Genomic DNA, 21,142 nt, shown 5'->3' with positions numbered 1-21,142 from the left:
GCCAGCTTGCTAACGAAGCGCTTAGAGCCGTTGCTACTCCGCGCGCAGGGACTGGGCGCCCCCCTCGCTCCCTCCGCAGTGGTTCCATTCAGGCAGCGCTGAGCATTCCCTTTTTTTCGATGAAGGCGATGATCTCGTCGAGGCCCTGGCCAACCTTCTGATTGCTGAACACGAAGGGTTTGTCGCCGCGCATCTTGCGGGTGTCGCGATCCATGACCTCCAGCGAGGCGCCGACCATGGGAGCCAGGTCGACCTTGTTGATCACCAGCAGATCGGATTTGCAGATGCCCGGCCCGCCCTTGCGTGGCAGCTTGTCGCCGGCCGATACGTCGATCACATAGATGGTCAGGTCCGACAGCTCCGGACTGAAGGTGGCCGACAGATTGTCGCCACCGGACTCGACGATGATCAGGTCCAGCCCTGGGAAGCGCCGGTTTAGCTGTTCGACGGCTTCCAGATTGATCGAAGCATCCTCGCGGATCGCGGTGTGCGGGCAGCCGCCGGTTTCCACGCCGATGATGCGCTCGGGCGCCAGGGCCTCGTTGCGTACCAGAAATTGCGCGTCTTCCTGGGTGTAGATGTCGTTGGTGACCACGGCCAGGTTGTAGCGCTCGCGCAGGGCCAGGCAGAGGGCGAGTGTCAGGGCAGTTTTGCCGGAGCCGACCGGCCCGCCGATGCCGATGCGCAGGGGTTGGGTGTTCATCGTCTGTTTCCTCGTGTGAAAGCGGTGCTCATGAGCGGAACAGCCGGCTGTATTGGCGCTCATGCGCCATGCTCGTCAGGGACAGGCCAAAGGCGGCGCTGCCCCAGTGCTCCGGCTCGATAAGGGTTGCGTCGCGCTGGGCCTGCTGCAGGGTCGGCAGCAGTTGGGAGGTCAAGCGTTGTGCCGCTTGCTGGCCGAGCGGCAGGGTTTTCATCAGCACCGCCAGCTGGTTTTCCAGCCAGCCCCAAAGCCAGGCGGTCAGTGCATCCTCGGGGCCGATGTCCCAGGCACGTGCGGCCAGAGCCCAGCCAAGGGCGAGGCCTGGCTCGTCGATGCGCTGAAACAGAGCGCGGGCAGGGGCGTCGAGTTCGGGCAGATTGTCCAGCAGTTGCTTCAGTGAAAAGCCCATCTGCCGGCTTTCCAGCCGTAGCTCACGGGTTTCGCGACTGGCGCGATGGCAATCGGCAAGTCGCTCGAGTTCTGTCCAGTCTTCAGCCGCTGCCGCCTGGCAGTGCGCCAGCAGCAGCGGCGCTTCAAAGCGCGTCAGATTCAGTAACAGCTGGTCGCCCAGCCAACGGCGGGCGCTGGCTTCGTCGCGTACTCGCTCGCATTCGACCGCCATTTCCAGGCCTTGCGAATAACTGTATCCACCGATCGGCAACTGCGGGCTGGCAAGCCGCAGCAGCGCGAACGCAGCCGGATTCACGTGCGTACACCAAACTGATGCAGACGTGGTGCGTAGCTGAACTCGGCTTCGCCTGCGTGGGAGTGATGATGGCCGCCCCCGTAGGCGCCGTGCTCGGGCTGGAAGGGCGCCTCGATGGCTTCGACACTGGCGCCCAGCTGCAGCAGCATGTCTTTCAGTACGTAGTCGTCGAGCAGCCTCAGCCAGCCGTCGCCGACCTGCAGTGCCACATGGCGGTTGCCCAAGTGATAGGCGGCGCGCGTCAGTTCGAACGCGCTGCTGCAGGTCACATGAAGGAGCTGTTCGGCGCGGGCCCGCACACGGACGATACGGCCATCCTCGGCGCGCAGGCATTCGCCGTCATGCAGCGGTTGCTGGCCGCGCTCGAGGAACAGGCCGACATCTTCTCCTGTGGTGGAGAAGCACCGCAGACGCGATTTGCTACGGGCTTCGAAGGTCAACTCCAGCTCGGCGTCGGCATTGGCCTGCGGGGAGGTGCGGTGATGGATGACCAGCATAGCGAGCAGTTCCGGTTGTGCGATTGGCACAAGCAGAGCAAGGCCCTTGCCAACCCGCCACAACAGAAGCGCCCCGCAGCTTGCGGGTTGTCCGTGCTTGAATATGGGGCTTTAGGCTGTCCTGTTATGGTGCGTCTGCATCTTGGTCGCACCATATGCGTGCATTCAGTGCAGCGCCCGCACCATATAGACGGCGGGAATCTGATAGCTGGCAAGGTTGCTGGCTTGGGGCGGCTCGAGTTCCGTGTGCGCTGCATAGCCGAGGCGAGACCAGAAGGCCTCGGACTCCTGCACCGAAACCAGCGCCGAGTAGCGCAGCTTCTGAGTGCGTGCCTGCTCGAGGTTCTTCTGCACCAGCGCCGGCCCGATGCCCTGGCCACTGGCCCGCCGGGATACGGCAAGGTCGTGCAGATACAGGCAGTCGGCTTTGGCGTGGGATTCGAAGTCGCCATCCAGTGGCGTCACCTTGCCGACCCGTGAGTGGTAGGCGAAGAGATAGGCGCAAACGCCCTGATCGTCCTCGGCCACCCAGGCCAGCTGCGGACAGGCGGCGAGGCGGTTGAGGATCACCGCTTCGTCCTCGTGGACTTCGGCAGCATAGGATTCTTCCTGAATCGACATCACCGCAGGTATATCGCGCACCTGCATCGCTCGTATCTTGAACATCAAAACAACACTCGGACTGAAGCGGCCGGTAACGAGGCTCGCACGGGGGCGGCGATCATACGCGATTGTCGGGCGAGCGGAGCGGGCGCCGACAGACGTAGCGCATTTCAGCCTGGCGGGATGACAGTTGCGTGATCAGGTCACGAATCGACGTTCAGCAGACGCATCGACGTGTGAGATGAACCTGCGTGGCAGGCTGGGGCGCACCTCTTCTGGTCGGATCGGCTCACGTCACCACTGACGAAATGCCGATTTATGGGCATAATTCATAGCTTGCTACCTATTGTCGCGGTTTCCCTCATTGAATAACTCTCACCGGCCCCTGCTTGGCGTGTCGCTGATTCTGGTTTCTTGCCTGACGCTCGCCAGTCACGACGGGCTGTCCAAGTATCTGACGCAGCTCTACCCCGTGTTTCTGGTTATCTGGGCGCGTTATATGGCGCAGACGGTGCTGATGCTCACCCTGTTCACGCCACACATGGGGCGTCGTGTGTTTCATACCCTGCGGCCGAAGCTGCAGATCTGCCGTGGCCTGAGCCTGGTCAGCGTCAGCATGCTGTTCATCAGCGGTCTGAGTTACATCCCACTGGCCGAAGCGACTGCAGTCATCTTCCTGACCCCATTGCTGGTTACCATCGCGTCCGCCTTGCTCGGCGAACAGGTCAGTCGTGCCCAATGGCTGGCGGTCGGCTGTGGGCTGATCGGCGTGATGATCATCGTGCGGCCGGGCGGAGCCTTGTTCACGCCGGCGATCTTGTTGCCGTTCGGCGCGGCGCTGAGCTTCACGGTCTATCAGTTGATCACCCTTCGACTCAGCGCCACGGATCACCCGGTCACCAGCAACTTCATCACCAGCGTGGTTGGCAGTCTGGTGATGAGCGTGTTGGTCTTCTTCAACTGGCAGACGCCAACGCTGCATGACGCGCTAATGATGGCCGGGCTTGGTGCCATGGCCATGAGCGGTCATCTGTTGCTGACCAATGCGTTTCGCTTTGCCAGTGCCGCCGCGCTGGCACCCTTCACCTATTCGCAGATCATCTTTGCCGGGGTGGTAGGCCTGGTTGCCTTTGGACATACGCCGGATTTCGGCGCCATTGTCGGCATGGCCATCATCATCGTCAGCGGGCTGGTCATGGCGTATGTGCAAGGGCGACAACCGCGCCCGGCACTGTGAAACACCGAGACGTGCAATAGGCCGTCCGTACCGTTACCAACACTGAACAGACAAGGGCGACTCGACCCTTGCGTGCGATTCATCAGGAACCCCCATGCAACGTATCTCTCACCACACCCTGCGCAGCGAGTTTCGTCGGCTGCTGGCCTCCGATCGCTGCTACCACACTGCATCGGTATTCGACCCGATGTCGGCGCGTATCGCCGCCGATCTGGAATTCGAAGTCGGCATTCTCGGTGGCTCGGTCGCCTCGTTACAGGTCCTGGCCGCGCCCGACTTTGCGCTGATCACCCTGAGTGAATTTGTCGAGCAGGCCACACGCATCGGTCGCGTATCGCGGCTGCCAATCATCGCCGACGCCGACCATGGCTATGGCAACGCGCTCAACGTGATGCGCACGGTGGTCGAGCTGGAGCGCGCCGGCATCGCGGCGCTGACGATCGAAGACACGCTGCTGCCGGCCAAATTCGGGCGCAAGTCCACCGACCTGATCGGCATGTTCGAGGCGGTCGGCAAGATCCGTGCGGCGCTAGAGGCGCGTATCGATCCGGAGCTCGCGATCATCGCGCGGACCAACGCGGGTGTGATCGGCCTGGAAGAGGTGATCGCGCGCGTGCAGGCCTACGAGGCAGCTGGCGCCGATGGGATCTGCCTGGTCGGTATCGAGGATTTCGAGCAGCTGGAGCAGGTCGCGGAAAAACTCAGCGTACCGCTGATGCTGGTGACCTATGGCAACCCCAAGTTGCGCGACAACACCCGTCTGGCTGCGCTTGGCGTGCGCATCGTGGTCAACGGTCACGCGGCCTACTTTGCCGCGATCAAGGCGACCTACGACTGCCTGCGCGAGCAGCGTCAGATCGATGCGTCCGATCTCAACGCCTCGCAGCTTTCGGTCAAATATTCGACCGCCGAGGAATACATGGTATGGGCCGAGGAATACATGCAGGTCAAGGAGTGACCCCTCCCGCCTGGCGGCGCGCGCCGCCAGGCCTCTTTTCGATGCGTTAGCGGAGATCCGATGAGCCCACGCCTGCTGACCTTCATGGTGGCATTCGCCGCCTTTCTCGGCCCGTTCACGCAGACGGTCTACGCACCGATTTTGCCGGAGTTGGGCGAGGCGCTGCAGACGACGCCGCTGCTGATCAACCTCAGCATTTCGATCTTCACCTTCGTGTTGGCATTCATGCAGATCGTCTACGGCCCGCTGGTGGATCGAAGTGGCCGCAGGCGCACCCTGTTGCTGGGGCTGGCGTGCTACATCGGCGCTTCCATCGGCTGTTTTCTCTCGACCAATATCGAGACGCTGCTAGTGTTTCGTGCGCTGCAGGCGGTGGGTATCGCTGCCGGTGCGGTGGTGGCAGTGACGGTGATCGGGGATCGGTTCGAAGGCGCCGAGCGTGTTCGGGCGATGGGCTCGTTCCAGATGATGGTGGCGCTGGGGCCGGTGGTTGGCCCGGTGGTGGGCGGCTTCATCGGCGAGCACGTCGACTTCCATTACGTATTTCTGCTGCTCGCGGTGGTCGGTGGCGTTGCGCTGCTGAGCAACGCCATCTGGCTGCAGGAAACCCGCCCGGCCGGGAGCACGCCTCGCGCCTTTCATCCCAGGGAGTACCTGGATGTGGCGCGCAATCGCCAGGGCCTGGCGATCATGGTGCTGAGCTTTGTTCAGTACTACGCGTTCTACAATTACCTGGTGTTCATGCCACGCGTGCTCGATGCCAGCTATGGGCTGAGTGCCAGCGAAAAGGGCTTGGTGTTTCTGCCACTGTCGATTGCTGTTGTGATCGGCAGCTTCGCCGGTGGGCGACTGTTGGGGCGCTGGCGTCCCCGTCCGGTGCTGGTGACGACCGCGGCACTCAATGCGCTCAGTCTGCTGCTGTTTCTCGCGGTTGCGCAGTGGTCGCTGGCGGCGCTGGTGGTCGCGGTGAGTGCGTTCGGGCTGTTTCTCGGCCTTTCGCTGCCGGTGCAGACCAGCCTGCTGATGGACCTGTACCCGCACAATCGCGCCACCGCCGTGGGCAGCTACAACTTCTTCCGCTTCATGGGCATGGCCACCGGGCCGGTGCTTGGCTCATGGCTCTACCAGGACGGCAATCTTGGCCTGCTGTATGGCTTTGCGGCCACGGCCTTTCTTGTCGCCGTATGGCACGCGAGGATGCGCTTCAAGCAAGGCTGATCGGAGCATCGTTAGAACAGCGACCGCTCGGCCTTGAACATGAAATAGCTCTCGCAATAGGTGTTCTGCCCGGAGTAGACGCCGCACTCGCGGCCGCGAAGGCTCGAGTCGGTGTAGGAAAGATCCAGGCGCACGCCCAGCCAGGGGCGAGACAGGTTCAACGACCAGTCATTAAAAACTTCAACACTGCCACCGGGGTGGTACATCGGACTGTCCATCGAGTGGCTGGCATATTTCAGGCGCAGGTCCAGATCGAGTGGGCTGAGAGCACCCAGCTCCAGCAGCAGGGTGCTGTCGGTGCGCCCCGGTCGGCTGCTCAACGCGCCACCCAGCCGACTGCCAGCCAGATTGAAGCCTGCATAGACTTCGTGATGATCCGCTCCGTCCAGCTCGGGGAAGCTGTAGCGGATCACACCCAGCTCGTAGCCTGGCGCCTGGTCGAAGCGGGGCTGGACATAGCCGATGTAGCTGTCCAGCTCCAACTGGTTGCCCTCGATGATGCCCATGCTGGGCGCCCACTGGCCGACATACAGGCCACTGTCGTGAGTCAGGTCCAGTCCGCCGCGGAAGGTGCTGGCGGCCGTCGGGTTCACCAGCCCTTGGGCCATGCTACGGGTGGGGGTCGTGCCGAGACGCAGGTCGAATTGGCCGACTTCGCGTTCAAGCACTTCCGGCTGGCTGGCGCATCCGCTCAGGCCAATTAACAGCGCCGGCAGGATCTTCGTGTGCATCACCGCTTCCCTGGGGGTGTGTTTACAGAAGGTCGGCGGACGACCTCGACGAGGCAAGTCCCGAGATAGAGCATCTGTGGTGGGCTTGCCGTTCAATCGGCTGGAAGGATAGACAATGCAATGTGGCGCTGAGGTCCGTTCGTCGATTTGACGCCAACGGATCGACGGGTGGTTTTCGGTTGGCGAAACGGACTGCGCGTCACGTCAGTCGCATTACTGAACGGTGCCCGGGGCAGATGTTCCAAGCTAATACACAGTTAGACCTGGCTTGCTGGGAGGTCGCGATGGCTACGGGTTGGGCGAATGAGGGTGCGGTTCAGGAACAGATCGACAGCACCATCGAAGATGCTGTGCAGCGAGCGCGCAGTCGGCTGGGGCAGGGCGAGAGCCTGACGCACTGCGAGGAATGCGACGCAAAGATTCCCGAGGCGCGGCGGCAGGCCGTGCCTGGTGTCAGGTTGTGCGTCAAATGCCAAACCGAACGGGACAAGCAGGAAGCCAAATTCAGCGGTTACAACCGCCGCGGCAGCAAGGACAGCCAGCTGCGCTGAGTGCGTGACAAAAAAACGCGCCGGTAAGGGCGCACTCGGCGCTCCTGTGCCTGTCACACACCGCGTCCCCACAGGTTCACGGAAGAGGAATATACCCATGATGATTTTCGAAGCGTTGCGCCAAAGCCACGATATCCAGCGTGATCTGTCTGAAAAGTTGGTACAGACCCGCGGCGACAGCGCCGAGCGGCAAGCGATTTTCGCTGAGCTCAAGCACGAACTCTGGGTGCATTCGGTGGCCGAAGAGCGCCATTTCTATATCCCGCTAATGCGTGATGACAGCGGGGTCGACCTGTCCCGTCATGCGATCGCCGAACACCATGAAATGGATGAGATGGTCGAGGCGTTGGAAGCAACCGATCCCAGCAGTCCGAGCTGGCTTGTGCAGGCACGCAAACTGTCAGACAAGGTTCATCACCATCTTCAGGAAGAAGAGCACAAATTCTTCCAGATGGCCGGCAAGATCCTCAGCGATCAGCAAAAGAGTCAGCTAGCCGGTGCGTACCTGGGCGCTTACGACGTCATGAAGGCTGAGCACGCCTAGAGCGCACGCGCTTCGGTGGGCATGCTGAAAACGAAGGTCGTGCCCGCTTCGGCTGTTGATTCTGCGCGCATGCTGCCGCCATGCGAGCGCGCAATTTCATTGGCGATGTAGAGCCCCAGACCGAGGCCGGACTGGCTGCTCGAGGGCTCGCGCCAGTAAGGCTGAAACAGATGATCCAGCCGTTCCGGTGGAATCGGCTCGCCCTGGTTGTTCACCGACAGCAACAGCCATTCATTTTCGATCACCGCGCGGACCTGTACCCGGCCATCCGTTGACCCATGCACCAGCGCATTGGCGAGCAGGTTGGACAGCAACTGCGCGACGCGATCCGCATCGCAGCGGACCCCGTCGAGCGGAGCGATGTCGGCTTCGATTGCGCGTTGCGGATTGACGCTCTGCATCTCCGAAACGATATGCGTCAGGGTGACGTGAAGGTCCTTGCATTCGCGGTTCTGCAGCGGAATGCCATTGCCCAGCCGGCCGCGAGCGAAGTCCAGTACATCGTCAACCAGGCGTGATGCGCGACGGGTCGCAGTGAGCATGTGCTCGGCAATGCCGGTGATCGAGGCGTCCTTGGTGCGCCTCATCAACAGCTGCGCGCCGGACAGAATCGAGGAGAGCGGATTGCGAAGGTCATGCCCGAGCAGGGCGATGAATTGCTCCCGCAGTTCTGCCGTCTGCTGCGCATCGAGCAGGGCTGCCTCGGTGGCTTCGAACTGCTCTTCCGCCTCCAGCTGAATGGCCAGCAGCTTGGCGAACGATTCCATCATCGGCAGGATCGGCATTTCCGACAGATTCGCAGGCAGCGGATCGAGTGCGCAGACGGTGCCGAAAAAACTGCCATCGGTGCGAAACACCGGGGTCGAAATGTAGCTCTCGAAGCCATACATCTTGGGCGTGTGATGGTTGCAGTAACGCCCGTCCTCACTCACCTTGCTGATGATGATGGTTTCGTGAGATGCGCGGATTTCGTGGCACAGCGTAGTGGTCACGTCCAGCTCGCCGCCGACCTGCAGACCGAAGTTGGTCCGGTCGAGCACGGCGCACGCTGTCCAGGAATCTTCGGTAACTCGCGCAACGGCGGCGAACCGTAACCCGGTGGTCTCTGAGATCACCCGGAGGATCGCCGGCACGGCGTTGATACGGCTGATCGCCGAAATGTCGTCGGTTATCGATCGGTTCATGCAATGTCATGGCGGCGCGTGATGATGGCCGTGCACTTTATCACGCACCGTTTCGAAGAGCGGAATCGAGCCGACCACCTGCCGACCCGCCCCGACCCGACCCGTTCAGGGCATTACGCTTGGGTCGTCAGGGGAGGGTTAGCAACGGCCGGAACGATTTGTTTGCGCATCAGCAGGTAATGCACCACGGCGCCAAACAAGGCGCCCAACAACCAGGCGAAGCCCGACAGGCTTTCCAGCCCCGGCGTCCAGACCGACGCAACGGAAAAGATCGAGCTCACGCCAAACGCGATGACCGCTTTACGGTTCCAGCCGGCGTTGAAGTAGTAGGTCGATCCGGGTTCCGCGCAGAACAGTTGTTGTACGTCCAGCCGCTGCCGACGAACCAGGTAATAGTCGGCGACGATGATGCCGTATAGCGGTGCCAGCACGGCGCCCAGCGTATCGACGAAGGCGGCGATGCCCACCGCACTGATGAACGATACCCACAACGCACCGATGAAAAACGCGATAGCGGCGGTGATGAAACCGCCGGTGCGGGCGCTGATGTGTGCTGGCGCCAGATTGGCGATGTCGTAGGCTGGCGGGATGAAGTTGGCGACCAGGTTGATGCCCACTGTGGCGGCGAAGAAGGTAATCGCAGCGATCAGCGTGAGGCCGACGTTGTCGATGCGCGCAACGATGTCGGTCGGGTTGGTCAGCGTCTCGCCGAACACCACAACGGTACCGGCGGTGATCACCAGCGCAATCAGCGAAAAGATCGCCAGACTCACCGGCAAACCGAGAAAATTGCCGATGCGCATCTGGCGCTCGCTCTTCACGAAGCGGGCAAAGTCGCCGTAATTGATCACCACGGCTGCGAAGTACGCCACCATGGTGCCGACCACGGCGGCGAAGGCAGCGATGGGACCACCAGCGTAGCTGCCAGTGCCGCTGAAGATCGTACCCAGCGCGCCAGCAAGGCTGGGGCCCGCCTTGTAGCAGATGGCGATCATCATCGCGATCATCACCAGATAGACCAGCGGCCCAGCCCAGTTCAGAAAGCGCGTCACCCAGTCCACGCCTCTGATGAACAGCGCAACCTGGAAGACGCAGACGATCACATAGGCGATCCAGTCGATGGCGGTCAGTCCCAGCAGCGTGGCTTCCGAGCCAGGGCCCGCCAGAGTGCGGATCAGCAGCGCCACCGCGGTCGAGGCGAAATAGGTCTGCACCCCGTACCAGAAGATCGCCACGATGCCGCGCACCACAGCCGGAAAGTTAGCGCCGCGTACGCCCATGCTGGCGCGCGCCATGACCGGGAAGGGGATGCCGTATTTGACGCTGGGTTTGCCGGTCAGCTGCACCAGCCCCATGACGATGAAACCCGCCAGCACGATCCCGGCAAGCACGGCCCAACCGTTCAGGCCGTAACTGATGAACAGAGTCGCGGCGAGGGTGTAGCCGAACAGACTCTGGATATCGTTCGACCAGACGTTGAAGATCTCGAACCACCCCCACTTGCGTTTGGCGGGGGCGAGCGGGGCGAGGTCTTCGTTGTACAGAGTGGGGTCTATTTGCTTGATTCGGAAATCGTCGTGATTCATAGGTGGGCGCTCTGTGCAGATTATTGTTCGCTTTTTGTATGCAGTTCTTGTTCCGCGTATGGCAGGATCGCGAGAATTTAAGGGTCGACCGATGGTCAATCTGGTCTACGCCTCAACAAAGGTTAGACACGGCGGGAGTTATCGTTAGATTTTTTTGTATACAAAGAATGGTGTGATGCTGAGCGATTCGGTTAATCCTTTGCTCATTCCTGAAGCACGGCGTTCGATGACGCACGCTAAGCGTGCAGTCGGGGGCAATTCTTAGCTGCATGAGCGGGTGTGAATGTCTACGGCACGACCAACCAGTAGCTCTGAGCGTCAACGGACACCGTTGTCGCCCCTGTAGGAGCGAGCTTGCTCGCGATCAGGTGCTGGCGCGGCTTCGTAACAACAGAACATGGATCGCCAGCAAAGACTGGGCGTCCCCCTGGCTCCTACAGATGCCGCGGCGATCATTGCGAACCAAGCACGGCGCTTTTCGTAGGAGCGAGCTTGCTCGCGATCAGGTGCCGGCGCGGCTTCGTATCAACTGAACTTGGATCGCCAGCAAGGACTGGGCGTCCCCCTGGCTCCTACAGATGCCACGGCGATCATCGCGAACCGAGCACAGCGCTTTTCGTAGGAGCGAGCTTGCTCGCGATCAGGTGCTGGCGCGGCTTCGTAGCAACAGAACATGGATCGCCAGCAAGGACCGGGCGTCCCCCTGGCTCCTACAGATGCCGCGGCGATCATTGCGAACCGAGCACAGCGCTTTTCGTAGGAGCGAGCTTGCTCGCGATCAGGTGCTGGCGCGGCTTCGCAACAACCGAACATGGATCGCCAGCAAGGACTGGGCGTCCCCCTGGCTCCTGCGGGGTGGTGTGGCGGGGGGCAGCCCGGACTGCTGCTCTTCGCTGCCGCCCCTCACTACTCAAGATTCCCGCCTGGCTATCTGATCAGAACAGGAAGTACCGCTGCGCCATCGGCAGCACCTCGGCCGGCTCGCACCAGAGCAATTGCCCGTCGGCGCGCACCTGGTAGTTCTGCGGGTCGACCTCGATGTCCGGCGTGTAGTCGTTGTGGATCAGGTCCTTTTTCTGCACCGAACGGCAGCCCTTCACCACGCCGATCTTCTTCTTCAATCCCAGCTGCTCGGGCACGCCAGCGTCGAACGCCGCCTGGCTGATGAAGGTAAAGCTCGATGCGTGCAGCGAGCCGCCGTAGCTGGCGAACATTGGGCGGTAGTGCACCGGCTGCGGTGTCGGGATCGAGGCGTTGGCATCGCCCATCAGGCTCGCGGCAATAGCGCCGCCCTTGAGGATCAGCGTCGGCTTCACGCCAAAGAACGCCGGGCGCCAGAGCACCAGATCGGCCCACTTGCCCACTTCGATCGAGCCCACCTCGTGGCTGACGCCATGGGTAATCGCCGGGTTGATGGTGTACTTGGCGATGTAGCGCTTGGCGCGGAAGTTGTCGTTGCCCGCGCCGTCACCGGGCAGGGCGCCGCGCTGCTTTTTCATCTTGTCGGCGGTCTGCCAGGTGCGGGTGATCACCTCGCCGACGCGGCCCATGGCCTGGCTGTCCGAGCTGATCATCGAGAAGGCGCCGAGGTCGTGGAGGATGTCTTCGGCGGCGATGGTCTCGCGGCGGATACGGCTCTCGGCGAAGGCGACGTCCTCGGCAATGCTTGGGTCGAGGTGGTGGCAGACCATGAGCATGTCCAGATGCTCGTCGATGGTGTTGCGGGTGAATGGTCGGGTGGGGTTGGTGGAGCTGGGCAGCACATTGGGCAAACCGCAGGCCTTGATGATGTCCGGCGCGTGGCCGCCGCCGGCACCCTCGGTGTGGTAGGTGTGGATGGTGCGGCCCTTGAATGCGCCCAGGGTCGTCTCGACGAAGCCGGATTCGTTCAGGGTGTCGGTATGGATCGCCACCTGCACGTCGTACTGGTCCGCCACGTTCAGGCAGTTATCGATGGCCGCCGGCGTGGTGCCCCAGTCTTCGTGCAGCTTGAGGCCGATGGCGCCGGCCTTGACTTGCTCGATCAGCGGCTCGGGCAGCGAGGCGTTGCCCTTGCCGGTGAAGCCGATATTCATCGGGAAGGCGTCAGCGGCCTTGAGCATCATCGCCATGTGCCAGGGGCCGGGTGTCACCGTGGTGGCGTTGGTGCCGGTGGCCGGTCCGGTGCCGCCGCCAATCATGGTGGTGACGCCGCTCATCAAGGCTTCTTCGATCTGCTGCGGGCAGATGAAGTGGATGTGCGAGTCGATGCCGCCGGCGGTGAGGATCATCCCTTCACCGGCGATGACTTCGGTCGCGGCGCCGATGGCAATGGTCACGTCCGGCTGGATGTCCGGATTGCCGGCCTTGCCGATGGCGGCGATGCGCCCGTCCTTAAGGCCCACGTCCGCCTTGACGATGCCCCAGTGATCGAGGATCAGCGCGTTGGTAATCAGGGTGTCGACCACGTCGGCGGCGCACAGCTGCCCCTGGCCCATACCGTCACGGATCACCTTGCCGCCGCCGAATTTCACTTCCTCGCCATAGGTGGTGAAGTCTTTCTCGACCTCAATCCACAACTCGGTGTCGGCCAGGCGCACCTTGTCGCCGACGGTGGGGCCGAACATGTCGGCGTAGGCTTGGCGGGAAATCTTCATTGAATCTCATCCTGTCCGTAGGGTGGACAACGCGAAGCTTGTCCACCAGCAATCTGGGTGGTGGAAAAGCCTTCGGCGTTTTCCACGGGGGTGGCCATCCACCCAACGAAATAACGCTGCGTCAGAGTGCGCCCATCACCCGTCCGGCAAAGCCGAACACCCGGCGGTCCCCGGCCAAATCGACCAGCTCCACGTCGCGGCTCTGACCCGGCTCGAAACGCACGGCGGTGCCGGCCGGAATGTTCAGCCGCATGCCACGCGCTGCGGCGCGGTCGAAGGCGAGCGCATCGTTGGTTTCGAAAAAGTGGTAGTGCGAGCCGACCTGGATCGGACGGTCGCCGCTGTTGGCCACACAGAGGGTCAGAGTACGGCGGCCGGCGTTGAGCTCGATGTCGCCGTCCTGGATCTGGTATTCACCGGGAATCATGAAGACCTCATGGAGAGACGTTTGTAGTAGAGAACGGTGGGGTGATAGGTGCCGTCAGGCCGTGCGGCGTAGTCGGGGATTTCTCCTGCACGTTGATACCCGAGCCGTTGGTAAAAGGCTTCAGCGGGACTGCCCGCTTCTGTATCGAGGTACAGCAAACCGCGTTGCGTGCGTACCGCTTGATGCTCAAGCGCCTGCATCAAACGCGCGCCGATGCCGCGCCGGCGAGCAGCCTGATGGACCAGTAGTTTGTTGACCTCGGCGCGATTGAGTCCGTTGGGTTTGAGACAAAGTGCAAGCTGGACGCTTCCGATGACGCTTTGGCCCTCGGTTGCCACCCACAGGAGAGACTGACGGGCGCGGAGCGCCTGCTCGACCCCGTCGAAGTAGGCGTGCGCCTGTCCTGCCTCCAGATCATCAAGGAAACCGACAGAAGCGCCCTGTCTGACCGCATCAAGCAGCAACTCGACCAGGCCGTCGCGGTACGAGGCGAATTCACCGGCATCCACCGAGACGATGTTGATCACATCGTTTCGATGGCCGACGACCTGGTCGAGCGGAGCAGTCATGGCAGCTTCCTCTCCGGTGTCAGTACCAGCTGCATCAAAGTCAGATCCAGCCAGCGATCGAATTTGCAGCCCACCTGGCGCATCTGGGCTGCATGAGTGAATCCGAGTTGTTGGTGCATATGGACCGACGCGCGGTTCTCGCTTTCGATTGCCGCGACCATTACGTGCTTACCAAGCTGCCGGGCGCGCTCGATAAGGGTCTGCATTAGGCTGCGGCCGATGCCGCTGCCGCGGTGGTCAGGGCTGACATACACTGAATTTTCGACGGTATGACGAAAGCCGTCGTGGGGGCGCCACGGGCCGAACGAGGCGTAGCCCGCGACCTGTCCGTCCTCGTCGATCGCGACCAGCACGGGATAGCCTTGTTCGTGGCGCTCGGCCAGCCACGCGCGGCGGTTGTCGAGGTCGACCGGCTGGTCGTTCCAGATCGCCGTGCTGTTCTGTACCGCGTCGTTGTATATTTCTAGGATGCCTCCGAGGTCGGCGTCCAGGGCGTCACGTATCTGCACGTTCAATTCCTTCCAAGCGTTTCGGGATCATCATCGTTGCGGCTTTCGCCGCAGTAGACATTGACCCGTGTTTCAAGCGATTGGTTGATGTACGGTGACCAGCTTGGTGCCGTCCGGGAAAGTGGCCTCGACCTGGATCTCTGGGATCATTTCCGGCACGCCTTCCATGACCTGATCACGAGCCAGCAGTGTTGTGCCGTAGTGCATCAGCTCGGCGACCGTCTGGCCGTCGCGCGCCCCTTCCAGCAGCGCCGCGGAGATGTAGGCCATGGCTTCCGGGTAGTTGAGCTTTACACCGCGGGCGAGGCGACGCTCAGCCACCAGCCCTGCGGTGAAAATCAACATCTTGTCTTTTTCTCTCGGCGACAAATCCATAACGGCTCCAATCGTGGCGGTGGATATCGCTTTTCGCATCCACCGGCTGGTGGTGGCAACCACACAGCGAATTGCGGGGCGGCCATGCACCTGCTGGCCGGCGTAGGGTGGGTAACGGCGGAGCCTTACCCACCGTAGTTCATGTACTCCAGATCCTCGGTGGCACCGCGTCGCGATCAAGCAGTTCAGGTCGCAACAACCGCCACAGATCGATCAGCCAGGCCCGTGCATGCAACGCCTCGCCAGCCAGGCAACGCCCGACGAGCATGCCCGGCAACTGTGTCAGATCGGCCCGCACCCGGTTCGGTAGTGCACGACAGCGGTCCAGCAGCTCGGCACTGATCTCGCCACTGACAATCATGGTGGCGAATACGGGGTGGCCGTCGAGACCGATCGGCGAGTCCAGTAGCCCGTCGTTGCCTGTTACACGCTGACGCTCGTGCCAGAGCAGTTCGCCGTCGCGGCTGATGTTCAGCTGTGCCTGGAAATGGCCCGCGTCGAAGCGCTCGCCGCTGGCCGGTCGCCCCAGCGCGATGATGTCCCAGTAGAACAGCCGCGCATCGCCTTCTAATTCGATGGATGTGCTCAGCTCGGCCTGCGCTGCGCAATAAACGATGGTTTCTTGTGGCAGCCATTCCAGCGTCGCGCCGGCCTCGACGCGCAAGTGCACGTTCTGAAAAGCCGGGCCGCCAGCGCGATACCACTTCGCCGCGCCAGGACTGGTCAGCTGGGCCCAGGCGCCGCTGCCGACCGTGACACTGATGTCCAACCGATCACCGCCGGCAATCCCGCCCGGTGGGTGCACGATGATGTGCTGACAAACCTCCGGACCCTCAGGATAGAGATGCTTCTGGACCCTCAATGGGCCGCTGTGACGGCGTAATACCGGGCGTGTCCCACCGTCAAAGCGGGCATAGCCCAGTTCGAGTTCGGCGTTCCAGTGGGGCGTGAACAGCGGAGTCAGAGCAGTCATGAACCGTGAGATCAGCAAGTGGTTGAACCAAGCGAGCAATAGTCGTGCCTCTCGCGCCAACGCGGTGCGCTGCGGCGCTTACTAGCCTGGTGGGCGAGTAAGAGTGCCGGTCGATGGTGAGGTCGCCCGCTTTTGATGCCCTCCAATGGTGCGCGCGAAAGGTTTTGCGTGACGAGTGATCCACTTTGGTGCGCTTCAGTGAGGCCTTGTTGCGACGTGCTCGGCTTGATCGAGCGGCGATTCGTTGAAGCTTGATCTGAGCGACCGAGCAGTCACTGGAATAGCTTGTTGCCAGCATCACGCTGCTTTATGGGCCTTTATCTCTTCCGAGCTGCTCGTTTGACGAGGGTGCGAGCGAGTGCCAATGTCAGTCAGGCGAAGAGTCCGATTTGCCCGGCGGCGGTGGCATGTTCGACCGGCTTGACCGGGAGGAATCGGCAGTCGCTCGGTGGCACACATAACAACAAGATCCACGGAGACGCCGCATTGAATCTATTGTTCCAGCAAGTGCTCAACGGCTTGACCCTGGGCAGCATCTACGGTCTGGTCGCCCTTGGCCTGACGCTCGTTTACGGCATTCTGCACATTCCCAACTTCGCCCACGGCGCGCTGTACATGGTCGGCGCCTTCGCGTCCTACTACTTCATGACCGACATTGGCCTGCACTACTGGATCGCCATGCTGGCGTCCGGTGTAGTGGTGGCCGTGCTGGCGGTGCTGTCCGAGCGGTTGGTGTTTCACCCGCTGCGCAACGCGCCACCGATCCACGACAAGATTGCGGCGATTGGCATCCTGCTGTTTCTCGAGGCAGTGGTGCAGATGTTGTGGGGCTCGGACTTCCGCCGCATGGCCTCGCCCTATGGCGGCATCCTCAACTTCGATGGGCTGATCATTCCCGAACAGCGTCTGTTGATCATCGTCGGCGCGTTCACGCTGATGCTGGCGCTGCACCTGTTCCTGCGCAAGACGATGCTCGGCTCGACCATCATCGCCATGGCCCAGAGCCGTGAAGGCGCGTTCCTCGTCGGCATCGACTCCAACCGTGTGGCGATGCTGACCTTCGCCATCTCCGGCATGCTCGCCGCCTTCGCTGCCACCCTCTATGCGCCAATCAATTTGGTGTACCCAGCGATGGGGCATCTGGTGATCATGAAGGCCTTCGTGATCATCGTGCTCGGCGGCATGGGCAGCATTCCGGGGGCGATCATCGGTGCCATGATCCTTGGCTTCGCCGAGAGCTTCGGCGGCTTCTACCTGTCCTCGGATTACAAGGACATCATCGCCTTCTCGCTGCTGGTGGTGATCCTGTCCTTCCGCCCGACCGGGCTGTTCGCCAAGGGGGCTCACTGATGCATCGTTTCGCGTCCTTACTGACCGGCCGCGGCGCCAAGCTGGTGCTGCTGGCATTGGCCCTGGCCTTCCCGCTGTTCGCCAAGAGCGAGTATCAGGTCTACGTGATGGCCAGCGCCTTTATTTGGGCGATTGCGGTCTACGGCCTGAATATCATTACCGGCTACTGCGGTCAGCTGAACCTGGCACACGGCGGCTTCTTCGCCATCGGCGCCTACACCCTGGCGATTCTAACCGCCGACCATGGCTGGAATTTCTGGCCCGCCTTCGTGGCGGCCGCGCTGGTTTCGGCCGCCGTCGGTGCGCTGGTGGGGATCGTCTCGCTGCGTTTGAAAGAGCACTTCTTTGCCATCTTCACGCTTTGCGTCGGCTTCATCATTTATCTGCTGATCGACAAGTGGGAGGAGTTGACCCACGGCGCCATCGGCATTCGCGGTATCGCGGCGCCGGATGGCTTCGGGCTGGTGGATTTCAGCCAGACGGTGCCGTTCTACTACCTCGCGCTGCTGTTTCTGATCCTGGCGATTTGGTTCGCCGGTCGCCTGGCGTCCTCGCTGCTGGGGCGTACCTTCATGGCCATTCGCAACGGCGATGCGCTGGCCCAATCGCTGGGCATCGACCTGATGCGCAACAAGCTGCTGGCCTTTGTCCTTTCGACTACCTACGCCGGTATCGCCGGTGGGCTTTACGCCTCGATGATCCGCTTCATCGGGCCGGAGGAAGCCAACCCCAACCACACCTTCGACATGATCACCTACCTGCTGGTGGGCGGCTTCGGCACCCTATTCGGGCCGCTGGCCGGTACCCTCGGCGTGGTCTGGATCACCCAGTCGCTGCAGTTCCTCGAGGACTACCGGATGATCATCTTCGGCCCGCTGATCGTGGTGCTGGTGATCTTCATGCCGCGCGGTGTAATCGGCACCTTTCTCGGTTGGAAGCTGCGCAAGGACACCGCAGCAGCGCGGGCCAAGGGCCCACGCGAGGCTACCAAGGTCACCCCAGGCAACGAGGTGAACAGCAATGCTTAAGGTCGAAAACCTGACCAAGATGTTCGGCGGGCTGGCGGCGGTACACGACGTCAGCGTCGAGTTCGAAGCGCGCAAGATCAACGCCATCATCGGCCCCAACGGCGCCGGCAAAAGCACCTTCTTCAACCTGATTTCCGGCGTTCACAAGCCCAGCTCCGGGCGCATCTTGATCGACGGTCACGACGTGTCGCGGATGCGCTGCGACCGCGTGGCTCGGCTCGGTGTTGGGCGGACGTTCCAGACTACGCACCTGTTCGAGCAGGCCACGGTGTTGGACAACCTGATCGTTGGCCATCGGCTGCGTACCCGTTCCGGCCTGTGGGATGTGCTGATCAACTCCAGGCGCCTGCAGCAGGAGGAGCGCGAGTGCCGCGAGAAGGCCCGCGCCGCGCTGGATTTCGTCGGCCTGGCGCATCTGGAAAATCGTGTGGTGCTGGATATCTCTCAGGAGGAGCGCAAGCGCGTGGCCTTTGCCCTTGCGCTAGCCACGGAACCGAAGTTGGTGCTGCTCGACGAGCCGGCCGCGGGAGTCAATCCGGAAGAAACCGAAGGGCTGGCGCAGCTGATCCGCAAGATGCCCGAACACGGCCTGACCGTGTGCCTGATCGAACACAAGATGGACATGATCATGGGCCTGGCGGACAAGATCATGGTGCTCAATTACGGCGAAAAGATCGCCGAGGGCACACCCGCCGAGATCAAGGCAAACCCGGCTGTCATCGAGGCCTACCTGGGGAGTGACTACGATGCTGCAGCTTGATCAGGTCGATGTCTGCTACGGCAGCTTCAAGGCCCTCACCCAGGTTTCTATGACGGTCGGCGCCGGCGAACTGGTGGTGCTGCTCGGCGCCAACGGTGCTGGCAAGACCACCTTGTTCAACACCATCAGCGGGTTGCTCAAGCCGACGGCGGGCAGCATCACGCTGGAAGGCAAGCGCATCGACGGGCTCAAGCCTTCCGGTCTGGTTGCGGCTGGCGTGGTGCACTGCCCGGAGGGACGCAAGCTGTTCCCGCAGATGTCGGTTTCGCAGAACCTCGCCCTCGGCGCCTATCTGCATCGCCGCGACAGTGACGGCAACAAGCGCAACCTGCAGGAAGTGCTCGATCTGTTTCCCATCCTGCATGACAAACGCAACCAGCCGGCCGGCTCACTGAGTGGTGGACAGCAGCAGATGGTGGCGATCGGCCGAGCGTTGATGAGCCGCCCGCGGCTGCTGATGCTCGATGAACCCTCGCTCGGGTTGGCGCCGCTGGTGGTCAACCAGATGTTCGAGGTGATCTCACGCATCAACAAATCCGGCACCAGCGTGCTGCTGGCCGAACAGAATGCGTTTGCCGCGTTGAAGATCGCCCATCGCGCCTATGTCATCGAAGGCGGCAGCCTGGTGATGGAAGGTGACCAGCAGGCCATGCTGGGTAACGAAGCCGTGCGCAAAGCCTATATCGGCGCCTGAACAGTCATGACCCAGGAGATAACAATGAAAACGCTCAAAGCGCTTGGACTGGCAATCGCCGCCGCTCTTACTGCTTCACAGGTGTCCGCCGAGCAAACGCTCAATATTGGTTTCACCGGCCCGCTCAGCGGAGGCGCCGCGCTCTACGGCGAGAACACCCTGTCCGGCCTGCGCATGGCGGTCGATGACGCCAACAAGGCCGGCGGCCTGAAAATCGGCGATGAGACCTACAAGGTCAATCTCATCAGCCTGGACGACAAGTACTCACCGAGCCAGGCAGCGACCAACGCCAAGCGCCTGGTGAAAGAGTCCAAGGCCGCCGCCGTGTTCGTCCCGCACACCGGCGGCGTGTTTGCCCTTCAGGACTTCAACGTCGGCGACGACTTCTTGATCATGGCGTACACCAGCGTGCCCTCGGTGACTGAGCAGGGCAATCCGCTCACCGTGCGCATTCCGCCGGAGTTCACCGGCTACGTCGATGCCTTTTCCGACTATGCACTCAAGCATCATGGCAAGAAGCTCGGCATCGCCGGCGCGACCCACGAGTACGCCAAGATCTGGACTGACATGATGACCAAGGCCTGGGAAGAGAAGGGCGGCGAGATCGCCGAAAGCAATCCCATGGACTACAACAAGTCGACCGACTTCTACACCGGCGTCAGTCGCGTGATCGCTTCCAATCCGGACGTGATGTTTGTCGGCGGCGCCTCGGAACCCACCGGGCTGGTCATGCAGCAGGCGCGGCAGCTTGGCTTCCAGGGCGGTTTCATCGTCATGGATCAGGCCAAGCTGGATGAAATCGCCGCGGTCACCGGCGGCCTGGACCTACTGGAAGGCGCTATAGGCGTAGTACCGCTGTCCGAATACGAGGGCGAGGCGGCCAAGGCGTTTGTCGAGCGTTACAAGCAGGCCCACGGCAAGGTGCCGGGCTCCGAAGCGGCCTACAACTACCTGGCCTTTCATACGTTGGCCAAGGCTATGGAGCTAGCCGGCAGTACCGATCCGCAACAGGTACGGGCGAAGATGGCTGAGGCGATCAGCGCGCTGGACCCCAAGTACAACCTCTATTCGATACAGGGCATCACCGACAAGGGCGGCTTCATTACCCCGACCACCATGGCGGTGGTGGAAGACGGCAAGATCGTGCGCAAGGAAATCGAGTAATCCCTCCATGGCCGGACGGTCCTCCTGGGCCGTTTCGGTGACCGGCTTCTGCAGTCGCTCTCGATCCTCTTCATGCGCTGCAGGGAGACCGGTCTTGCTCCGGTCCCCCCCTGACATCTCTCTCGCTTTCAAGCGAAGC

The 21,142-nt window shown here is 62.0% G+C and carries 23 protein-coding genes; 10 read left to right on the top strand and 13 right to left on the bottom strand.

Features of this window, described 5'->3' with window-relative positions; translation table 11 throughout:
- Positions 1 to 88: 88 nt before the first annotated feature.
- The 4 genes from ureG to ACQKIK_RS07975 all read right to left on the bottom strand — a co-directional run bounded on the left by ureG (position 89) and on the right by ACQKIK_RS07975 (position 2,554).
- Positions 89 to 703, bottom strand: coding sequence for an urease accessory protein UreG (gene ureG, locus ACQKIK_RS07990; protein WP_499135522.1), 615 nt, complete (start codon positions 701 to 703; stop codon positions 89 to 91).
- A 28-nt stretch (positions 704 to 731) separates the two neighbouring features.
- Positions 732 to 1,409, bottom strand: a complete 678-nt coding sequence (locus tag ACQKIK_RS07985; protein ID WP_499135521.1) for an urease accessory protein UreF — start codon at positions 1,407 to 1,409, stop codon at positions 732 to 734.
- Entirely contained in the window at positions 1,406 to 1,906 is a 501-nt protein-coding gene (gene ureE / locus ACQKIK_RS07980; protein ID WP_463287971.1) for an urease accessory protein UreE, read from the bottom strand. Before ureE ends, ACQKIK_RS07985 begins: the two co-directional genes overlap by 4 nt.
- A 165-nt stretch (positions 1,907 to 2,071) precedes the next feature.
- The gene (locus tag ACQKIK_RS07975; protein WP_064480660.1) at positions 2,072 to 2,554 is read right to left on the bottom strand and encodes a GNAT family N-acetyltransferase; all 483 of its coding nucleotides are present in this window, start codon (positions 2,552 to 2,554) and stop codon (positions 2,072 to 2,074) included.
- 319 nt (positions 2,555 to 2,873) lie between these two features.
- Here ACQKIK_RS07975 and ACQKIK_RS07970 point away from each other — a divergent pair, with 319 nt between their 5' ends.
- The 3 genes from ACQKIK_RS07970 (at position 2,874) to ACQKIK_RS07960 (ending at position 5,922) form a co-directional block, all read left to right on the top strand.
- Positions 2,874 to 3,746, top strand: coding sequence for a DMT family transporter (locus ACQKIK_RS07970; protein WP_499135520.1), 873 nt, complete (start codon positions 2,874 to 2,876; stop codon positions 3,744 to 3,746).
- 94 nt (positions 3,747 to 3,840) lie between these two features.
- Complete coding sequence (locus tag ACQKIK_RS07965; protein WP_046161793.1) at positions 3,841 to 4,704, top strand: isocitrate lyase/PEP mutase family protein; 864 nt, start codon at positions 3,841 to 3,843, stop codon at positions 4,702 to 4,704.
- Positions 4,705 to 4,764: 60 nt separating this feature from the next.
- Positions 4,765 to 5,922: an MFS transporter gene (locus ACQKIK_RS07960; protein ID WP_499135519.1), complete on the top strand. Its 1,158-nt coding sequence runs from the start codon at positions 4,765 to 4,767 to the stop codon at positions 5,920 to 5,922.
- Positions 5,923 to 5,933: 11 nt separating this feature from the next.
- Here ACQKIK_RS07960 and ACQKIK_RS07955 read toward each other — a convergent pair whose 3' ends face one another.
- Positions 5,934 to 6,653 (bottom strand): TorF family putative porin, encoded by a 720-nt coding sequence (locus ACQKIK_RS07955; RefSeq protein ID WP_046161795.1) that lies wholly within the window; start codon positions 6,651 to 6,653, stop codon positions 5,934 to 5,936.
- 284 nt (positions 6,654 to 6,937) lie between these two features.
- Here ACQKIK_RS07955 and ACQKIK_RS07950 point away from each other — a divergent pair, with 284 nt between their 5' ends.
- Both ACQKIK_RS07950 and ACQKIK_RS07945 read left to right on the top strand, forming a co-directional pair.
- Entirely contained in the window at positions 6,938 to 7,204 is a 267-nt protein-coding gene (locus ACQKIK_RS07950; protein ID WP_045424134.1) for a DksA/TraR family C4-type zinc finger protein, read from the top strand.
- Between the two features lie 97 nt (positions 7,205 to 7,301).
- Positions 7,302 to 7,748, top strand: coding sequence for a hemerythrin domain-containing protein (locus ACQKIK_RS07945; RefSeq protein WP_499135518.1), 447 nt, complete (start codon positions 7,302 to 7,304; stop codon positions 7,746 to 7,748).
- On the opposite strand, the gene ACQKIK_RS07940 is transcribed toward ACQKIK_RS07945, so the two are convergent.
- The 8 genes from ACQKIK_RS07940 to ACQKIK_RS07905 form a co-directional block, all read right to left on the bottom strand.
- Positions 7,745 to 8,932, bottom strand: a complete 1,188-nt coding sequence (locus ACQKIK_RS07940) for a GAF domain-containing sensor histidine kinase (RefSeq protein ID WP_499135517.1) — start codon at positions 8,930 to 8,932, stop codon at positions 7,745 to 7,747. The genes ACQKIK_RS07945 and ACQKIK_RS07940 overlap by 4 nt on opposite strands.
- A gap of 113 nt (positions 8,933 to 9,045) precedes the next feature.
- The gene (locus ACQKIK_RS07935) at positions 9,046 to 10,518 is read right to left on the bottom strand and encodes an NCS1 family nucleobase:cation symporter-1 (protein WP_045424143.1); all 1,473 of its coding nucleotides are present in this window, start codon (positions 10,516 to 10,518) and stop codon (positions 9,046 to 9,048) included.
- Positions 10,519 to 11,453: 935 nt separating this feature from the next.
- Positions 11,454 to 13,154, bottom strand: a complete 1,701-nt coding sequence (gene ureC, locus ACQKIK_RS07930; RefSeq protein ID WP_499135516.1) for an urease subunit alpha — start codon at positions 13,152 to 13,154, stop codon at positions 11,454 to 11,456.
- A 121-nt stretch (positions 13,155 to 13,275) separates the two neighbouring features.
- On the bottom strand, positions 13,276 to 13,581 hold the full coding sequence (locus tag ACQKIK_RS07925; protein ID WP_127840170.1) for an urease subunit beta: 306 nt from the start codon (positions 13,579 to 13,581) through the stop codon (positions 13,276 to 13,278).
- A complete protein-coding gene (locus tag ACQKIK_RS07920; protein ID WP_499135515.1) occupies positions 13,578 to 14,150 on the bottom strand; it encodes a GNAT family N-acetyltransferase in 573 nt (190 codons plus the stop codon). Before ACQKIK_RS07920 ends, ACQKIK_RS07925 begins: the two co-directional genes overlap by 4 nt.
- The gene (locus ACQKIK_RS07915; protein WP_046161800.1) at positions 14,147 to 14,659 is read right to left on the bottom strand and encodes a GNAT family N-acetyltransferase; all 513 of its coding nucleotides are present in this window, start codon (positions 14,657 to 14,659) and stop codon (positions 14,147 to 14,149) included. The genes ACQKIK_RS07920 and ACQKIK_RS07915 overlap by 4 nt, the downstream gene beginning before the upstream one ends.
- 72 nt (positions 14,660 to 14,731) lie before the next feature.
- Positions 14,732 to 15,034 carry an urease subunit gamma gene (gene ureA / locus ACQKIK_RS07910; protein ID WP_127840168.1) on the bottom strand — a complete coding sequence of 101 codons (303 nt, stop codon included), beginning with the start codon at positions 15,032 to 15,034 and terminating at the stop codon, positions 14,732 to 14,734.
- Between the two features lie 139 nt (positions 15,035 to 15,173).
- On the bottom strand, positions 15,174 to 16,007 hold the full coding sequence (locus ACQKIK_RS07905) for an urease accessory protein UreD (RefSeq protein ID WP_499135514.1): 834 nt from the start codon (positions 16,005 to 16,007) through the stop codon (positions 15,174 to 15,176).
- A gap of 486 nt (positions 16,008 to 16,493) precedes the next feature.
- Here ACQKIK_RS07905 and ACQKIK_RS07900 point away from each other — a divergent pair, with 486 nt between their 5' ends.
- The 5 genes from ACQKIK_RS07900 to ACQKIK_RS07880 are packed head-to-tail and all read left to right on the top strand — an operon-like array spanning position 16,494 to position 21,003.
- On the top strand, positions 16,494 to 17,357 hold the full coding sequence (locus tag ACQKIK_RS07900) for a branched-chain amino acid ABC transporter permease (protein ID WP_045424159.1): 864 nt from the start codon (positions 16,494 to 16,496) through the stop codon (positions 17,355 to 17,357).
- Entirely contained in the window at positions 17,357 to 18,385 is a 1,029-nt protein-coding gene (locus tag ACQKIK_RS07895) for a branched-chain amino acid ABC transporter permease (RefSeq protein WP_499135513.1), read from the top strand. The genes ACQKIK_RS07900 and ACQKIK_RS07895 overlap by 1 nt, the downstream gene beginning before the upstream one ends.
- Positions 18,378 to 19,145 (top strand): ABC transporter ATP-binding protein, encoded by a 768-nt coding sequence (locus ACQKIK_RS07890; protein WP_499135512.1) that lies wholly within the window; start codon positions 18,378 to 18,380, stop codon positions 19,143 to 19,145. Before ACQKIK_RS07895 ends, ACQKIK_RS07890 begins: the two co-directional genes overlap by 8 nt.
- Complete coding sequence (locus tag ACQKIK_RS07885; protein ID WP_499135511.1) at positions 19,132 to 19,839, top strand: ABC transporter ATP-binding protein; 708 nt, start codon at positions 19,132 to 19,134, stop codon at positions 19,837 to 19,839. Before ACQKIK_RS07890 ends, ACQKIK_RS07885 begins: the two co-directional genes overlap by 14 nt.
- Positions 19,840 to 19,863: 24 nt before the next feature.
- Positions 19,864 to 21,003, top strand: a complete 1,140-nt coding sequence (locus tag ACQKIK_RS07880) for an ABC transporter substrate-binding protein (RefSeq protein ID WP_499135510.1) — start codon at positions 19,864 to 19,866, stop codon at positions 21,001 to 21,003.
- Positions 21,004 to 21,142 lie beyond the last annotated feature (139 nt).

It is taken from the genome of Pseudomonas sp. NPDC047961 (assembly GCF_050272435.1).
In the GTDB taxonomy this organism is placed as follows: domain Bacteria; phylum Pseudomonadota; class Gammaproteobacteria; order Pseudomonadales; family Pseudomonadaceae; genus Stutzerimonas.
The sequence above is the reverse complement of the archived record's forward strand: the minus strand, read 5'-3'. Positions and strand labels throughout refer to the sequence as shown.

Excerpts from the sequence above, each read along its gene's own strand:
- ureG (WP_499135522.1), bottom strand. The coding sequence starts at position 703 with ATGAACACCCAACCCCTGCGCATCGGCATCGGCGGGCCGGTCGGCTCC.
- ureE (WP_463287971.1), bottom strand. The coding sequence starts at position 1,906 with ATGCTGGTCATCCATCACCGCACCTCCCCGCAGGCCAATGCCGACGCC.
- ACQKIK_RS07975 (WP_064480660.1), bottom strand. The coding sequence starts at position 2,554 with ATGCAGGTGCGCGATATACCTGCGGTGATGTCGATTCAGGAAGAATCC.
- ACQKIK_RS07965 (WP_046161793.1), top strand. The coding sequence starts at position 3,841 with ATGCAACGTATCTCTCACCACACCCTGCGCAGCGAGTTTCGTCGGCTG.
- ACQKIK_RS07960 (WP_499135519.1), top strand. The coding sequence starts at position 4,765 with ATGAGCCCACGCCTGCTGACCTTCATGGTGGCATTCGCCGCCTTTCTC.
- ACQKIK_RS07955 (WP_046161795.1), bottom strand. The coding sequence starts at position 6,653 with ATGCACACGAAGATCCTGCCGGCGCTGTTAATTGGCCTGAGCGGATGC.
- ACQKIK_RS07950 (WP_045424134.1), top strand. The coding sequence starts at position 6,938 with ATGGCTACGGGTTGGGCGAATGAGGGTGCGGTTCAGGAACAGATCGAC.
- ACQKIK_RS07945 (WP_499135518.1), top strand. The coding sequence starts at position 7,302 with ATGATGATTTTCGAAGCGTTGCGCCAAAGCCACGATATCCAGCGTGAT.
- ACQKIK_RS07940 (WP_499135517.1), bottom strand. The coding sequence starts at position 8,932 with ATGAACCGATCGATAACCGACGACATTTCGGCGATCAGCCGTATCAAC.
- ACQKIK_RS07935 (WP_045424143.1), bottom strand. The coding sequence starts at position 10,518 with ATGAATCACGACGATTTCCGAATCAAGCAAATAGACCCCACTCTGTAC.
- ureC (WP_499135516.1), bottom strand. The coding sequence starts at position 13,154 with ATGAAGATTTCCCGCCAAGCCTACGCCGACATGTTCGGCCCCACCGTC.
- ACQKIK_RS07925 (WP_127840170.1), bottom strand. The coding sequence starts at position 13,581 with ATGATTCCCGGTGAATACCAGATCCAGGACGGCGACATCGAGCTCAAC.
- ACQKIK_RS07920 (WP_499135515.1), bottom strand. The coding sequence starts at position 14,150 with ATGACTGCTCCGCTCGACCAGGTCGTCGGCCATCGAAACGATGTGATC.
- ureA (WP_127840168.1), bottom strand. The coding sequence starts at position 15,034 with ATGGATTTGTCGCCGAGAGAAAAAGACAAGATGTTGATTTTCACCGCA.
- ACQKIK_RS07905 (WP_499135514.1), bottom strand. The coding sequence starts at position 16,007 with ATGACTGCTCTGACTCCGCTGTTCACGCCCCACTGGAACGCCGAACTC.
- ACQKIK_RS07895 (WP_499135513.1), top strand. The coding sequence starts at position 17,357 with ATGCATCGTTTCGCGTCCTTACTGACCGGCCGCGGCGCCAAGCTGGTG.
- ACQKIK_RS07890 (WP_499135512.1), top strand. The coding sequence starts at position 18,378 with ATGCTTAAGGTCGAAAACCTGACCAAGATGTTCGGCGGGCTGGCGGCG.
- ACQKIK_RS07885 (WP_499135511.1), top strand. The coding sequence starts at position 19,132 with ATGCTGCAGCTTGATCAGGTCGATGTCTGCTACGGCAGCTTCAAGGCC.
- ACQKIK_RS07880 (WP_499135510.1), top strand. The coding sequence starts at position 19,864 with ATGAAAACGCTCAAAGCGCTTGGACTGGCAATCGCCGCCGCTCTTACT.